This is a genomic window from Anabaena sp. WFMT (assembly GCF_051781005.1).
Taxonomy (GTDB): Bacteria; Cyanobacteriota; Cyanobacteriia; order Cyanobacteriales; family Nostocaceae; genus Anabaena.
In genome coordinates, this window is the sequence record NZ_JBPWOA010000026.1 from 290,279 (window position 1) to 305,583 (window position 15,305).

Annotated in this window: 12 protein-coding genes; all 12 read right to left on the reverse strand. The window is 38.2% G+C overall.

The features are described 5' to 3' along the window. Nucleotides 1-145: 145 nt before the first annotated feature. Nucleotides 146-4,558: a GAF domain-containing protein gene (locus tag ACSQ6I_RS18220; protein ID WP_438891703.1), complete on the reverse strand. Its 4,413-nt coding sequence runs from the start codon at nt 4,556-4,558 to the stop codon at nt 146-148. Between the two features lie 117 nt (nt 4,559-4,675). Further along, nucleotides 4,676-5,152, reverse strand: a complete 477-nt coding sequence (locus ACSQ6I_RS18225; protein WP_438891797.1) for a chemotaxis protein CheW — start codon at nt 5,150-5,152, stop codon at nt 4,676-4,678. 148 nt (nt 5,153-5,300) lie between these two features. Continuing rightward, nucleotides 5,301-5,666 (reverse strand): response regulator transcription factor, encoded by a 366-nt coding sequence (locus tag ACSQ6I_RS18230; protein ID WP_438891704.1) that lies wholly within the window; start codon nt 5,664-5,666, stop codon nt 5,301-5,303. A 316-nt stretch (nt 5,667-5,982) separates the two neighbouring features. Continuing rightward, complete coding sequence (locus ACSQ6I_RS18235; protein ID WP_438891705.1) at nt 5,983-7,185, reverse strand: response regulator; 1,203 nt, start codon at nt 7,183-7,185, stop codon at nt 5,983-5,985. A gap of 965 nt (nt 7,186-8,150) precedes the next feature. After that, nucleotides 8,151-8,867 (reverse strand): phosphonate C-P lyase system protein PhnL, encoded by a 717-nt coding sequence (phnL, locus tag ACSQ6I_RS18240; protein WP_438891706.1) that lies wholly within the window; start codon nt 8,865-8,867, stop codon nt 8,151-8,153. Further along, the gene (gene phnK, locus ACSQ6I_RS18245; RefSeq protein ID WP_438891707.1) at nt 8,864-9,634 is read right to left on the reverse strand and encodes a phosphonate C-P lyase system protein PhnK; all 771 of its coding nucleotides are present in this window, start codon (nt 9,632-9,634) and stop codon (nt 8,864-8,866) included. The genes phnL and phnK overlap by 4 nt, the downstream gene beginning before the upstream one ends. 86 nt (nt 9,635-9,720) lie before the next feature. Continuing rightward, nucleotides 9,721-10,611 (reverse strand): alpha-D-ribose 1-methylphosphonate 5-phosphate C-P-lyase PhnJ, encoded by an 891-nt coding sequence (locus ACSQ6I_RS18250; protein ID WP_438891708.1) that lies wholly within the window; start codon nt 10,609-10,611, stop codon nt 9,721-9,723. A gap of 51 nt (nt 10,612-10,662) precedes the next feature. Continuing rightward, nucleotides 10,663-11,823, reverse strand: coding sequence for an alpha-D-ribose 1-methylphosphonate 5-triphosphate diphosphatase (locus tag ACSQ6I_RS18255; protein ID WP_438891709.1), 1,161 nt, complete (start codon nt 11,821-11,823; stop codon nt 10,663-10,665). A gap of 115 nt (nt 11,824-11,938) precedes the next feature. After that, nucleotides 11,939-13,009, reverse strand: a complete 1,071-nt coding sequence (locus tag ACSQ6I_RS18260; RefSeq protein WP_438891710.1) for a carbon-phosphorus lyase complex subunit PhnI — start codon at nt 13,007-13,009, stop codon at nt 11,939-11,941. Between the two features lie 117 nt (nt 13,010-13,126). Next, the gene (gene phnH, locus ACSQ6I_RS18265) at nt 13,127-13,810 is read right to left on the reverse strand and encodes a phosphonate C-P lyase system protein PhnH (RefSeq protein ID WP_438891711.1); all 684 of its coding nucleotides are present in this window, start codon (nt 13,808-13,810) and stop codon (nt 13,127-13,129) included. Beyond that, nucleotides 13,811-14,269 (reverse strand): phosphonate C-P lyase system protein PhnG, encoded by a 459-nt coding sequence (gene phnG / locus ACSQ6I_RS18270; RefSeq protein WP_438891712.1) that lies wholly within the window; start codon nt 14,267-14,269, stop codon nt 13,811-13,813. It abuts the gene before it with no gap. Between the two features lie 24 nt (nt 14,270-14,293). Continuing rightward, nucleotides 14,294-15,133 (reverse strand): phosphonate ABC transporter, permease protein PhnE, encoded by an 840-nt coding sequence (gene phnE / locus ACSQ6I_RS18275; RefSeq protein ID WP_438891713.1) that lies wholly within the window; start codon nt 15,131-15,133, stop codon nt 14,294-14,296. Between the last annotated feature and the right edge of the window lie 172 nt (nt 15,134-15,305).

Below are 15,305 nucleotides of genomic sequence, written 5' to 3' on the forward strand. Positions count from 1 at the left end.
TCCACTGATTGCATTTTGACGGATGTATTCTTCTTCAAATTTCTGATTCCTACAGATGGATAAAATTGGGAGGGCAGGTGATTAGCCTGCCAGTAGTAGGTAAATATTACCTGTTTTCATGCACATTTAGGAGTGCAAATGGGGATTATTTGACTTTGAATTTACTAGCTGTTGTTAATAAATCTTGTGCCATTCCTGACAAATTTTGGAAAACAGTAGCTATTTCTTGAGATTCACCAAAGGTCTTATTTGCTATTGAGGCTACATCATTCATTGATGTTGTTACTGTTACTGATTGGCTCATTTGTTTTTGAGTTGCTTCAGTAATACGCTCAATTAGTTGACTAATTTCAGCCGTGGCTAAAACGATGGCGTTCAAGTTTTGGCGGGTTTCACTAACTAGGTTTGTGCCTTCGACGACTTGCTGAATACCCATTTCCATTGCTACTGCAACTTCCCCAGTTTCAGTTTGAATCTCTTGAACTAGTTTTTCAATTTCGATAGTAGCTGCTGCTGATTGGCGTGATAAAGAACGCACTTCATCGGCTACCACCGCAAAGCCTTTGCCATATTCTCCTGCACGAGTCGCTTCAATGGCGGCATTGAGTGCGAGTACGTTTGTTTGTGTGGCAAAGTTGCTGATTAAGTTCACCACTTTAGAGATTTTTTGTGATGATTCACTTAGGCGTTTAATCTTTTTGCTGGTTTGGGCAACAGTTTCCCGAATGGCTTGAATGGCGTTTACTGTTTGATTCATGGCGATATCACCAGAATCTACAGTTTTGTTGGCTTGTTGTAAGGCTAATTGCACTAATTGAGCGTTTGTTACTACCGCTTGGGTAGAATCTACCATCTGTTGAATATCGCTTAAGGCTTGGGTGATTTCCTCAGATTGTTCTTTTGCTAAATCAGTCAATCCTACTAGAGAAGAATTGCTATTGATAGAGGTTTGAGCGACTTGTTGAGATGCGGTTTGTACTTGAATTACGATTTGTTGTAATGCTTGCAGAGTCCCATTATAGGCATCGGCAATTGTGCCTAATTCATCTTCTGTAATGGGGGCGCGGACTGTTAAATCACCACTGAGCGCAGGTCCAATGGCTCTGAGTAGTTGAATAGAACGTTGTTGCAGTAATTCTTTAGCTGCTTTTTCCCGTTGGGCTGCTTCTGCTAGTTTGGATGATTGAGCTTGTACTTGTTGTAAGTATTCTGTTTGTTGTAAAACTAGTCCTAACTGGTCGCTGATACGTGATAACAAGTTAGTTTCTGATTCTTCCCACTCACGAGTTCCTGAGTTTTGATAAGCTGCGAGTAAGCCCCAGAGTTTTTCCCCAAATACGATGGGAGTAATGATGTAAGCTCTGGCTTCATATTTTTCGATGATCTCTATGTAGCATGGATCAAGGGTGGCTGTATAAATGTCGTTGACTATCAGAGTGTCACCTTTTTTATAGCGCCCGCCTTCGTTATTTTGTAAGCAAGGGTCGTTTAAGATGGTTTTGATACCAGGTCCGACTAGTTTCACCCAACCACTAACTACAGATTCGGCGACAAATTCGCCACCCCAATCAGATGTGAATTGATAGACAGCTGCGCGATCGCATTTTAGTAGTAGGCGGACTTCTTGCGTGGTGATTTTGAAGATTTCTTCTACATCTAAAGATTGACGGATGCGGTTGACTATCTTGGTGATGGCTTTTTCTTGTTCAGCTATTTGAGCGAGTTTCTCAGATTTGGACTGTACTTGTTCTATGTAATCTATCTGAGATTTTGCCAGACTAATTTGCAAGCCTATCTGCTCTAAGAAGTTGACTTCTCTGGGTTGCCATTGACGAGTTCCTGAGTTTTGATAAGCAGCTAGTAATCCCCATAGTTTTTCTCCGTAGAAGATGGGAACTATCATGTAAGCTTTTACTTCAACTTGCTCTAAAATTTCTAGGTGACATTGAGCATGACCAGCTTGATAGATGTCATTGACGACGAAGCTTTCACCCTTGGCATATCTCCCTCCTTGGGTTTCTTGCAAGTGGCTATCTTCCCAGACCATTTTGAAGTCAGCAGTGGCAACCTTTACCCATCCAGCACCTACGGATTCTGCTACAAATTGCCCACTCCAATCTGGGTAGAAGCAGTAAACAGCGACGCGATCGCATCTTAGTGATTGACGGACTTCCTGTGTAGCGGTTTTGAAGATGTCTTCTAAGTCTAAAGATTGACGGATGCGGTTGACTATTTTGTTAACAGTTTTCTCTTGTTCAGCCAGTTGACTGATTTCCTGAGATTGCAACTGTACTTGTTCTATGTAATCTAACTGTGATTTAGCCAGACTAAATTGCAGTCCAATCTGTTGTAAAAAGTTGATTTCTGATTCTTTCCATTCACGAGTCCCAGTATTTTGATAAGCTGCCAACAAACCCCAGAGTTGATCGCCAAAGAAGATCGGCACAATGATGTAAGACTTGGCTTCAAATTGCTCTAGGATGGCAATGTGGCAAGGGGCTAGACCTATGGCATAGGTGTCGTTAACCACGAAGGTTTCGCCTTTGGCATATCTACCACCTTTTGTGTCTTGTAAGTGGGTATCATCTACGACGGTTTTGATATTTGGTCCAACTAGTTTTATCCAACCATTCCCTACAGATTCTGATACAAATTCCCCACCCCAATCTGGATTAAATTTATAAACGGCGACGCGATCGCATTTGAGAGCCTGACGGACTTCGTGAGTAGTAGTTCTGAAGATTTCTTCTACGTCTAAAGATTGACGAATACGGTTGACTATTTTGTTGATAGTTTTTTCTTGTTCGGCTATCTGCGCTAATTCTTCAGTTTTTGAGCGGACTGTGTCTAGATAGTCTATTTGGGATTTTGCAAGGTTAAACTGCAAGGCAATTTGAGTCAAAAAGTTGACTTCTGAGGTTTGCCATTCCCGCGCCTCGGTATTTTGATAAGCTGCCAACAATCCCCATAATTTTTCCCCAAAGAAGATAGGAACGTTGATATAAGCTTTGGCTTCAAATTGCTCTAACAGTTCTAGGTAGCAAGGGGTAATATTTTCTTGATAGATATCATTTACCCATATGCTTTCACCTTTTCCAAACCTAGCTCCCTTGGTTTCTTGTAAAAAGGTGTCTTCCACCAAGGTATTGATATCAGAACCAACCAGTTTTACCCACCCAGATCCTACTGATTCAGCAACGAAATTGCCACTCCAGTCTGAGTTGAAACGATAGATAGCAATGCGATCGCACTTGAGAGCCTGACGAGACTCTTGAGCGGTGGTTTTGAAGATTTCTTCTAAATCTGAGGATTGACGAATGCGATTAACTATCTTAGTTAAGGCTTTTTCTTGTTTTGCAATCTGCGCTAGTTGTTCAGATTGTTTTCGGACTTGTTCTAAATATTCTCCTTGGGAGATAGCCACACCAAATTGCAAACCAATCTGAGTTAAAAAGCTAACTTCCCAGTCTTGCCATTCCCGCGCCCCGGTATTTTGATAAGCTGCTAGTAAACCCCACAATTTTTCCCCTGAGAAGATGGGAGCAATGACATAAGCTTTGGCTTCAAACTGTTCTAATATCTCAATGTGGCACTGAGCTAGACCTATTTTGTAGGTATCATTGACGATAAATGTTTCGCCTTTGGCATAACGACCACCTTTGGTTTCTTGGAGATGCGTATCTTCCCAGACCATTTTGAAGTCAGGGGTAACGATTTTTGTCCAATTATTACCTACAGCCTCGGAGACAAATTGGCCACTCCAGTCTGGATTAAAGCGATAGACACCGACGCGATCGCATTTTAGTAATTGACGGACTTCTTGAGTAGTAGTTTGAAAGATTTTATCTACATCAGGTTGCTGTAAAATTTTAGTGATGACTTTAGCTGCTGATTGCTTGGCTAAGGTAGACTGCTGTAGTTCTTTCTGTAATTTGAAGTTCTGCAATCTGTAGGTGATTTCTGTGGTTATTTGCGCCAATAAGGTAGTTTCTGTTTCTTGCCACTGCCGTTCTGATCCACAACTGTGAACTACCAATAAGCCCCATACTTTACTATCAACAAAGATAGGCAGACTTAAACTAGCTTTAACTTGAAATTTATCAAGTAGTTGTTTTTGATAGGGGGTAGCTTGAATTTGATTAATGTCGTCAATTACTACGGCTTCAATATAGTCTTGATCGGTATATAAACCAAACAAAATAGCTGGCAGATTTTCACCTAAAGATGGAGTCCAACCGCTAGTTCTTGATTCTGCTGACACAGTTCCAAAATCAGAGTTAGTAAATTTATAAATTAAGGCGCGATCACCACCAATTTTATCCCTAACTTCGGCTACAGTTACTTTTAATAAAGTATCCATGTCGGGAACTTGACGCATCTGGGTTGTTATGTATTGAAATCGTTGCCGCCAGATTTTAAATTCCTGAGTAATAGCATTAGCTGTAGAGGTATCATTATGGGTAACATTTACGACTGTGTTACCATTGTGTTTATCTGATTTCTCTACTTCAGCAAAAATATTTCCTCTGTCTTCGTTACTTTGATATAAAGTTGTCATTTTTTTTACCTTCAATCCTATTTTTTTAGTTAGTAATAACTTGAACTTTAGAGCCAGAAAATGTTAAATGATTAAGATGCAAATTACCTGTTTAATTACTATTTACAATCAGATTTTTTAGTTGTGACTCCCCCACATAGGTGATTGAATAATTGCTAGGGCATCTAAATTGAAAATCATTTCTTCTGAATCATTTGTGAAGTATCCATGCAAAAAAGGTGACATGGCTGGAAAAAATAAGTCAGGAGGTGAAAATTTCATTTTCTGGGTATCTAGGGATTCAATATCTGTCAATTGTCGCACCAATAGTCCCAGGTATTTACCCTCATGTTCTAACACAATTGCCATCATTTTTGAAAGTGCATTTGAACTTTGTAAAAGAGGTGGATAACCTAACATTTCTTCTAAATCAACCAACCAAAGCATTTCGCCACGCCAGCTATAAATACCCAGTACACAATTGGGCATCTGTGGAACTCCACATATTTCTGTCAATGAAATTCTTAATACTTCTGTAATGTGCTGCAATGAAATTACTGCTTGATCTCTTACTCCCAAATGAAAACTTAAATATTTTTGTTTAGTATCCAACATTAATTTTCCTTTATCATCAGCTATTTTTTTAGTCACTACTCAGTAATTAAAACTAATTGATAAATAGTGACTAGTATAACAATTCAGGAGGGAATAAAGCTTGTTTAATCAGCTTTTTTAGGGGATAGTTTTTTCACTGTAATTTGATTTATTTTTTGATCAGATTTTTCAAAGTATTTTCTAGTTCTTCCCTATCTACTGGTTTTGATAAGTAAGCTTTAGCGCCCAACATATTACCCCAAATTTTATCGACTTCACTATTTTTGGTAGAACAAAAAACTACGGGTATCTGGCTAGTATTAGGATTGTTTTGTAGTTCTCTACAAATTTCATAACCACTTTTACCAGGCAAAATTACATCCAGTAATATGACATCAGGCTTATTAGCATCTATTTTTATTTGTGCTTCTTCGCTACTGGTGGCAGAAATTACAGAATAGCCGGCTTGTTGCAAGTAACGACTGATAATTTCCATATCAGTCACTCCATCTTCAACAACTAAAACAGTACTCATAGCAATTACCTTTTAAATTAATTCCAACTAATTTCAACCTGAAAGCAAAGACTTAGATGTGCGATCAGACAGAATAAATATTATACAAAACATATACTACTCTGCATTGTTATTCTATCTTCAATCATTGTATAGATATTTTCAACCGTTAATCTACGTATTCAACATAAGTTAACATACGTAACTGGTTATTTGATGTCCTTTTTATAACATTCAAAAAGTTCTATCTGAGAACAAAAAACTACATACAAGTGTTTTCTGATGAATAGTTTTATGACAGCTGCGTCTTGAGTATTAACGAAATATATTACCCTAATTAAGTTTCGAGGTTGGTCGTATTTCTAACTACTGAGTTAGCCTGTACAGGTAAATATTTACGTATTACAGCTATAACTCGATCAGCTACTATTGGTTTAGAGATAAAATCTGTCGAGCCAACTACCTTAGCACGAACCCGATCTAAGAGACCATCGTTGCCAGTTAAGATAATTATTGGTGTATTAGCAAAGGCAGGAATGCGTCGTAATTGAGTGCAGATTTCATATCCACTAGCTACAGGCATAACCAAATCTAAGAAAATTAAATCTGGTTTCTCTTGAATCAAAATAGGTAAAGCTTGTACAGCCTCTTGAACTTTAGTAAACCTCATACCACTTCTGGTAATAATATCCTCTAACATTTTACAGACCAGAGGACTATCATCCACACAAGCTATGAGTGGTGAATTTCTCCGCTCAATTTTTCTTGGTTGTCTGGGGGTAGGTTTCTCTGCATCACTGACTTGTAAAGGTAAGTCAGGTATTTCGACTAACTCAATAATACCTTTGAGAATATAGGGAAGTAAGGAACGAGAAACAGGCATAACATCCTGTTTCATTTTCAGTGCCAGTTCCCGCAAAGTGTATTTGCCATTAATTAAACTGACAAAGTTTTTATATACAGATGGACTAACCATTTGCTGGAGTTGTTCTGCTTTCCTCAAGACTGGTGATGAATTAGGAGAAATATTTGCTAAACCGACTTTTGACCAAATTGCCCACGAGTCTTGCATATGCTTGATCGACATATCTGCACTTGTAAAACTCATTGGCATTTCTAATATTACTTCCTGGTTTAGATCACAACTCACAGAAGCAAAGTCTACTTCCTGTGCTAGATCAAAAAATAGTTCTGCAATTGTGCTTTCGACAATAGTTTGAATTTGTTCTCGTTGGATTTTTTGTCTTTTGTGTAAAATGTTTAAGAGGTTGTAGTCCCAGTAATCAATAGCAATATCCTCAGTTCGGCAGCGGATTTTATCTACGTCAATATTGGGACAATATTGAGTCATGTGTCTCCGCCAACGTCGAAAGGGATGAGTGCCACCTGTAGCCCATACGATTCTGCCGAGACGATAATAGAAAGTCCATTGTCGCCCTTTAGAACTTTTAATATTTAACTTTCCATTGTATTGGACTTGAGTACAGGTTTTAAACTCATTGAGTAAGCTATGAGATTCTATGAGTTCTGAGTTGGTCATACTTTTTTCCTGATAATCAATAATTCAGCCTCTATCAAATCTATGCTAAGTGTACTTTAGAATGTAATGTTTTCAAAATTAACTTTGTTAGTTTTACATTAGTTATTTGTAATTAATTCAGTCAGTTTCTATCAAATCTATACTAAGCAGATCCAAATGAGTGTTATTTTGGAAATTGACAAAAATGTCTGAGATATAAACAATATGAATAGCATTCATTGATGTCCTACAGCAGATTGCAGATTAATGAGGCTTCGCCGTGAGCGTCAGCCGAACGGTACAGAATTAAAATTGAAACCTAGACACCAAGCTAGTTTTACTCCTGACTCCTGATAGCGAAGCGTGGCGTAAGCCATATTCTGCTGTATCTGATTGCTATATAGAATTTGTTAGGCTTGAATGAAAGCATCATTAAACATGAGTTGATAGAGGATTTTTTAAAAAAAATTACCCTTTGTTGATATTTTTTGAATGTTAGCTAGGTTAGCTATCCAGCAGTATTTAGGTATTTAAAAGTATTTACCAGTGAAGCTCTATTTTACTGGTTATTTACTTGTAGACTATCCGTATAAATGCTGATTTTAAATTTTCCAAAATCGTAATTTATCGGTATTTTCAGAATTTTTTCTGGAGAAATAACCGTATTTTTGAGATTTTTTTGCAGAAAATTTGCAAAAGACCACATTATTTTACCAGGTTTGCTGAAAAGCATAGCAAATTTGTGACCTAAACTTTATATGCTTGAGTAAAAAAAATTTTGATTGACTCAAAATTAGTACTGTTCATACAGTGTAAATTAATTATCGGAACTTTCAAATAAAATTAAACTTCTTAATATTTACTAATTGTGAGCGAACAATTAAATTTTGTAGAAATTCAAACAATTTTATATATGATCCGTCTTGATTAAACGCGTTTTTATAAAAGAATTTAAGAATTGCCAATATTACCAGCATGAGAACCACCTAGCCAAAAATTAATTCTCGGTTACATAGTTGATTTCGCACCTCTTCGTCATGAAAAATACCAATTAAGGCAGAACCTCTAGCTTGACATTCTTTGAGGAGTTCCACGACTATTTGGCGATTTTTAGCATCTAGGGCGGAGGTTGGTTCATCTAGTAGCAAAATTGGATAGTGTACAGCTAGGGTACGGGCAATGTTAACTCTCTGTTTTTCTCCTCCTGAAAAAGTGGTGGGGGAGAGATGCCATAATCTTTCTGGTAGGTTGAGACGATGAAATAAGTTGCGTACTTTTTCAGCAGCGGTTGCTGTGGTTTCGCCTAGTTCTAACAGTGGTTCTGCGGCAACTTCTAAGGCTGGTACTCTAGGAATGACTCGTAAAAATTGGCTAACATAACCAATTGTTTTCTGTCGTACTATTAACAATTCATGGGGTGGAAGTTGACATAAATCCAGCCAATTATCTTGATGTTTTACCCATATTGAGCCGCTATTAGCACGATAGTTGCCATATAAACAACGCATAAATGTAGATTTCCCTGCACCTGATTCTCCAGATAGGGCTACACATTCTCCCGCATTTACATTTAGGGATACTGCTTTTAAAACAGGTAGATTCACACCTCCTTGCTGATGTAAAGTAAAGCTTTTTTGCAAGTTTTCAACTTTCAGGAGGGTGTTTGTAGAAATATTAGTTGGTGTTGTAGTTAATAAACTCATGGTGTTAAAGCGGCACTCACCAATAATTGGGTATAGGGATGTTGAGGATCATCAAGTACCTGGTCTGTTAAACCTGATTCCACTACCTGTCCTTGTTGCATGACGAGGAGACGATGTGCTAAAAGCCTGACAACACCGATATCATGGGTGACTAAAATAACGCTGAGGTGAAAGTTTCGCACGAGCGATCGCAATAAGTCTAACAATTTTGCTTGCACTGATACATCTAATCCTCCCGTTGGTTCATCCATTAATATCAATTGGGGTTTTGTAACTAAGACACGGGCAAGCTGTAAACGTTGCTGCATACCGCCTGAAAATGTTATTGGTAGGTCATCCATTCGCTGAGGATCGATTTCTACCTGTTGCAACCAATGGGTGGCTTCTTGGCGAATATGACTGTAATTACGGATACCAACATCTAGGAGACGTTCGCCGATATTTGCCCCAGCACTCACCTTCATGCGTAAACCATCACGGGGATTTTGTTGGACAAAGCCCCATTCGGTTCGCATTAACCAACGGCGTTTAGGTTCAGGGATTTGGGCAATATCTAAGTTTTCGCCACTGCGAGTTGAGTAAATTACATTACCTGAGTCAATAGATAGATTATGGGCAATTGCTTGGAGTAAAGTGGACTTACCGGAACCCGATTCTCCCACAATACCGAGAACTTGACCGGGATAGAGATCAAAGGAGATGCGATCGCACGCTTTGATATTACCGTAAGATTTGCTTAGTTGTTGAACTTGTAAAATAGGTTTCATCAGTTGTTAATTACAGGAGTCAGGAGTTCAGGAGTGTGGTAGGTTCAAGCCTCCACTGATTGCAATTACGAATTACGAATTACGAATTATTTTGACTCCTGAATTCTGCTGTATCTCTTCTGTTGTCGATGATTGCAGTAATCTGTATCTGAACAAATCCACATTCTTCCACCTTGGTCATCAATTACAACTTCATCTAAAAAGCTTTCTTGAGAACCACAAAATTCACAAGCTTTATCCCATTTTTCCACACTGAAAGGATGATCTTCAAAATCCAGACTTTTCACTTTTGTATAAGGTGGAATGGCATAAATTCGCTTTTCTCTTCCTGCACCAAATAATTGCAATGCTGGACTCATATTCAATTTGGGATTATCAAAACGGGGAATGGGACTAGGACTCATCAAATAGTGATCATTTACCATCACTGGATAATCGTAAGCTGTAGCTATATATCCATGTTTAGTAATATCCTCATACAACTTGACATACATACCTCCATATTCCTGATAAGCGTGCATTTTGCTGGTTTCAATTGCTGATGATTCTAACCAGCGTAAGGGTTCAGGAATAGGAACTTGGTAAACCATAATTTGTCCATCTTGTAATGGAGTTTCAGGAATACGGTGACGAGTTTGAATTAGTGTTGCTTCCTCGGTTTTTTCGGTGGTTTTAACATCACAAACTTTTTTGAAAAATCGCCGAATATTCACAGCATTAGTTGTATCATCTGCACCTTGGTCAATTACTTTTAAAACATCACTTTGACCAATTACAGCAGATGTGACCTGAATTCCCCCTGTACCCCAACCATAGGACATGGGCATTTCCCTAGAAGAAAAGGGGATTTGATGACCAGGAATAGCTACTGCTTTTAATAAAGCGCGACGAATTGAACGCTTAGTTTGCTCATCTAAATAAGCAAAATTAAAGCCAGTATTTGGAGATTGGTAATTAGGTAATGGAAGATTTGCCATTATTAAATATTACAAAATAGTGTGATTGTAGGGGCATATTGTAATACGCTATTACTGATATTTTGCAACTTCTTTGCCACCTATATAAACAGAAGAAATTGCTGAATGGAGGGAATTATGGGGAGATATCAATAAAAAATCAGCATCTAAACCGGGGGAAATTTTACCTTTATGATTACCAATTCCCGCTGCTGCTGCTGGATGACTAGAAACCAATTTCCAAGCTTCCTCAAAAGACATTAAACCTAATTCTTGTAATTTAAAAGGAGCATGAAATAAGGAAGGGTAATGATAGTCTGAGCAAAGGCAATCTAAAACCCCATATTTAGCCGCTTCAGCTACACTCATATAGCCGACATGGGAACCACCCCGCACTAAATTAGGCGCACCCATGAGGACTGCTGCACCGTAATCACGGGATTTTTCAGCTAATGGGATACTGGCAGGAAATTCGGCAATCGCAATTTGACGGCGTTGACTTAAAGCTACTTTTTCTTCACAATCATCATCATGGGAAGCTACGGGAATTTTACGACTATGGGCAATTGCAATTAATTCTTCTACTTGTTCATATCCTTGATGTCTGTTTTTTTCTGTTTGAGTTAGTAATTCGGTTATTTCTTGTTCAGAAAGGGCTACTCTTTGCCGTAAACCTTTGAGAAGTCGCTTTAATTTCGCTTCATCTCCTGCGGGTGGTAGGTGATCATTAATGGATATGAGATTTATTTTTCCAGATTCTAGCCAATTACATAACTCATCATGATTTTTAGTGTTAGCTTCTTCATGTCGAATATGAATTTGATGATTACAACTTAAAACCTGTTTTCCGATTCCTAAAATAAAATCAATTAAGGAACGTGCAGAATCTCGACTTCTTAAACCTGGTTCATAGGAATCTGTAATGGAACAGAAAAAGGTGGTAATTCCCGATGCGATTAGGTTACGATCATTATCAGCAATTGCGATTGCTAATGGAAAGTTAACCCCTGGACGGGGGCAAATCATTCTCTCAAAAGCATCACCGTGTAAATCAATTATTCCCGGTAACATTTGCAGTCCTTTGGCATTGATTACAGGAAATTCAGAGGGAGTAATTGTCTGATCTATTTTGATGAATTTTCCATTTTCAATTAATACTGTTGCATCTGGAATCCAACCGTTTGGAGTTAGGACATCGACTGCTTGAATAGCAATTTTGGTTGTTGGTAGCACTGATTTACCTCGTTTTTGAGAATATGGATTTTTGCACGCAGAGACGCAGAGGCAAGCCAGTGCGTTGGGCGGGTTCCCCGACTTGAAGCAACTGGCGCGCGGAGAGGATGAGTTATTATTCTTTTGATTGGGTTCTCATTTTTCTGACTAGGTTTAATTCTGCTTGAAAGTCGATGTAGTGGGGGAGTTTGAGATGTTGGACAAATCCTTGTGCTTCTACGTTGTCGGAGTGATAAAGAACAAATTCGATATTTTGAGCGGGATTTTCTACTATTTCACCTAATTCTTTAGCGCGCATTGCTCGATCTACGAGTGACATGGACATGGCTTTGCGTTCGTTGTAACCAAAGGTGAGTCCATATCCACGGGTAAATTGAGCAGGTATTTCTTTGTTACCTTTAAATTGATTGACCATTTGGACTTCGGTTATAGTGATATCAGCGATCGCAATTTCAAATCCTAATTCTTCTGGAAATATCACTACTTCTACTTCTCCCATGCGAATTTCTCCCGCAAAAGGATGGTTTCTGCCGTAACCTCGTTGGGTAGAATATGCTAAGGATAATAAAAATCCTTCATCTGCACGGGCTAAATTTTGCAGTCTTGCATCTCTTTCGGCAGGAAAAGTTAACGGTTGACGTGTTAAATCAAAGGGTTCTGTTTCGTCTTTTTCTGCAATTTCTGACTGCATTAAATCTTCTTGATCTAATGTGTCAATTACACGGGGTATCGGTTCGGTAATTGCTTCTGCTTCTGGTGTTGTCGGTGCTTCTCCTTCAGCCATTAATTTAAAGTCTAAAAGACGGTGAATATAGTCAAAAGTCGCACCTAATTTTTGCCCTCCTGGGACATCTTTAAAAATTGCAGATATTCGCCTCTGAATTTGCATTTTACTAGTGTCTATTGGTTGGCTATAGTAAAAGCGTGGTAGTGTGGCTCGATAGGCTCTAACTAAGAAAATTGCTTCGACTAAATCACCCCAAGATTGTTTCACTGCTAGGGCGGCTAATTCCCGATCATATAAGCTACCCTCACACATGACTCTATCTACTGCTAGGGTTAATTGTTGTTCAATTTGTTCTATACTTAATTCGGGAATTGTCGGATCACCCCGGCGTTTACTTTGAAGTAAAGCTTCGGCATTCTCAATTGCTTTTTCCCCACCCTTAACTGCAACATAAGGCATATTTTTCTATTTCCCTACTACACATTTAAAACTCCAATTATCTGTTCAAATCTTAATTTTTATAGATTTATTAATTTTATGTATTTTTTTAATTTGGACTAATCAAAGCTAAATTTCTTAATTTTCAGGACTTACGCAATAACTCTCTAAAACCCTTCTTCCTTCTTCCTTCGCGTTCTTCGCGCCTTCGCGGTTCGTTTCTCTATGATTTTGCATAAGTCCTGATTTTACGGTACGTGGTAGACCAATTACAGAATTTTCTGCAAATAAAAAGGCATCTAATCCTAAAGGGTAACTTTGATTATTTTTTGTCCAAAAATCCCAAAAATCCAGATGAACTTGGGGAGAAATAATTTGTTGTTCTAAAATCCCTGGGGCTGTTAATACTACTGTTCTTCCTGCTGAAAAACTTTCTATTTGGATTAATAATGTTGTTGAATTTTCTGGCTTTTCTGGTGTACCAGAATTGAAATTAGATAATTCTGTAAACTTATCAAGATTTTGAATTACAGCGAAATCTGCCTGTTCTGGTTGTGTCGTAAAACGGCAACCTGTATGAAATAACAACCAAGCTTTTACTTGAGGTTCAAAACTAGGCTGAAGCCATACTTGCACATCCAAATCAAATAATGTTAAACAAGCTGCTGCACAACCAGAATTTAATCCTTGAGGAATAGTTAAATTAGCCGTGATTAAATATGGTGTTCCCGGTCTAGCATGGGCATCTAGTAATGCTCGAAAAGTCCTCTGTGAGTCATGAATAGGATCTTGAAAACCTGGTAAATGTGTGATTTGATTCATCTATGATTCCCCTCTCATCATGGTGAAGAAATCAACTTTTGTGGCAGATGTTTGACGCTGTTTGAGTTCTTGTTGATGTTGAATTTCTGTTTGCAGGGGTTGAATTACTTGAGTGTGAATCTGTGCATACCAATCGGGGCATTGTAATAAGGCATCACATAGGGCTGCTAGTTCAGCATGACGGCGCGATCGCCCTCCAACATAACCAAACCCACTCACAGCATCGTTTCCGTGGCTTTCTAGCTGCACTACACAGCGAGTAATTGTCATTTCTCCGAGATTAAATGCCTCTCCTGTCCCTCCTGCGCGTCCTCGCACCATCGCTAAACCAATTTCAGGCGATCGTAAAAAACTATAATTTGGTAATGTTCCTAATTGGTTGACAAGTTTTTCTAAACTTTCTAAGTTCGCTTTAGCTAATGTTGCTATCCATTCCTGTCTTTGCGTTACAGTTGTCATAAATAAGTTTTTGATAATTCATTCCTAAACCAACCAATTTCTTACCCTAGCTGATAGTACATCAATAATGCTTGTAGCTGAAACCAAAATAATGAGAATTGCACAAATTTTTTGGTACTCAAAAGAGCCAAAACTCTGATATAAAGCAATTCCAATCCCACCAGCACCAACAATTCCTAATACCGAAGCTGCACGAACATTGGCTTCAAATCTATAAAGTGCAAAGGAAGTCCATAAAGGCATAACTTGGGGAATCACACCAAATATAACTTCTTGAATTTTGTTAGCACCTGTAGCTTTAATGCCATCTACTTGACCTGGTTCAATTGCTTCTACAGTTTCAGAAAATAGTTTACCTAAAATACCTAAAGTGTTAATAAATAAAGCTAAAACTCCAGCAAAAGGACCCAATCCAACAGCGACGACGAAAATAAGTGCAAAGACAATTTCATTGATTGCCCGCATAGCATCTAATAAACGTCGTGTTGGTTGGACAATCCAGACTGGACACATATTTTCTGATGCTAGTATGGACAAAGGAACAGCTACAATTGTTGCCATTAATGTTCCCCAAATTCCCATTGATATTGTAATCAAAGTCTCTGATAGATAATATTTCCAATCACTAAAATCTGGTGGAAAGTAGGCACGGATATATTCTGCCATATTTCTACCACTCCCAGATAAAGCAGTCAAATTAATTTCGCTCTGAATATAGGAAAAAATTAAAGCAGCAACAATAATGATTGTGAAAAATACTCTATTTGTAGTTACTAGTTTTTTTTCTTGGTTTAGCATCTCTATTACCACAGGAGATGTGGTAAAACTTTGATGATTGTCGTGGATATTTCTTATTTCTGCCATTGTTAATGAGGACTAAAACTGTGTGTCACATTCAATGCTTCTTAATATAGCAATTCCCAAGCTCATGAAATACATCACACCCGCGCTGTCGCGCACCCTTCCCTTAGCAAGGTGAGAGGTAATTTTGTATCTCACTCAATCGAGAACCGCTATAAGCAAATGTTAGTTTGAT

Bases quoted from the DNA above. Each gene is read 5' to 3' on its own strand.
- ACSQ6I_RS18220 (WP_438891703.1), bottom strand. From the start codon at position 4,558: ATGACAACTTTATATCAAAGTAACGAAGACAGAGGAAATATTTTTGCT.
- ACSQ6I_RS18225 (WP_438891797.1), bottom strand. From the start codon at position 5,152: ATGTTGGATACTAAACAAAAATATTTAAGTTTTCATTTGGGAGTAAGA.
- ACSQ6I_RS18230 (WP_438891704.1), bottom strand. From the start codon at position 5,666: ATGAGTACTGTTTTAGTTGTTGAAGATGGAGTGACTGATATGGAAATT.
- ACSQ6I_RS18235 (WP_438891705.1), bottom strand. From the start codon at position 7,185: ATGACCAACTCAGAACTCATAGAATCTCATAGCTTACTCAATGAGTTT.
- phnL (WP_438891706.1), bottom strand. From the start codon at position 8,867: ATGAGTTTATTAACTACAACACCAACTAATATTTCTACAAACACCCTC.
- phnK (WP_438891707.1), bottom strand. From the start codon at position 9,634: ATGAAACCTATTTTACAAGTTCAACAACTAAGCAAATCTTACGGTAAT.
- ACSQ6I_RS18250 (WP_438891708.1), bottom strand. From the start codon at position 10,611: ATGGCAAATCTTCCATTACCTAATTACCAATCTCCAAATACTGGCTTT.
- ACSQ6I_RS18260 (WP_438891710.1), bottom strand. From the start codon at position 13,009: ATGCCTTATGTTGCAGTTAAGGGTGGGGAAAAAGCAATTGAGAATGCC.
- phnH (WP_438891711.1), bottom strand. From the start codon at position 13,810: ATGAATCAAATCACACATTTACCAGGTTTTCAAGATCCTATTCATGAC.
- phnG (WP_438891712.1), bottom strand. From the start codon at position 14,269: ATGACAACTGTAACGCAAAGACAGGAATGGATAGCAACATTAGCTAAA.
- phnE (WP_438891713.1), bottom strand. From the start codon at position 15,133: ATGGCAGAAATAAGAAATATCCACGACAATCATCAAAGTTTTACCACA.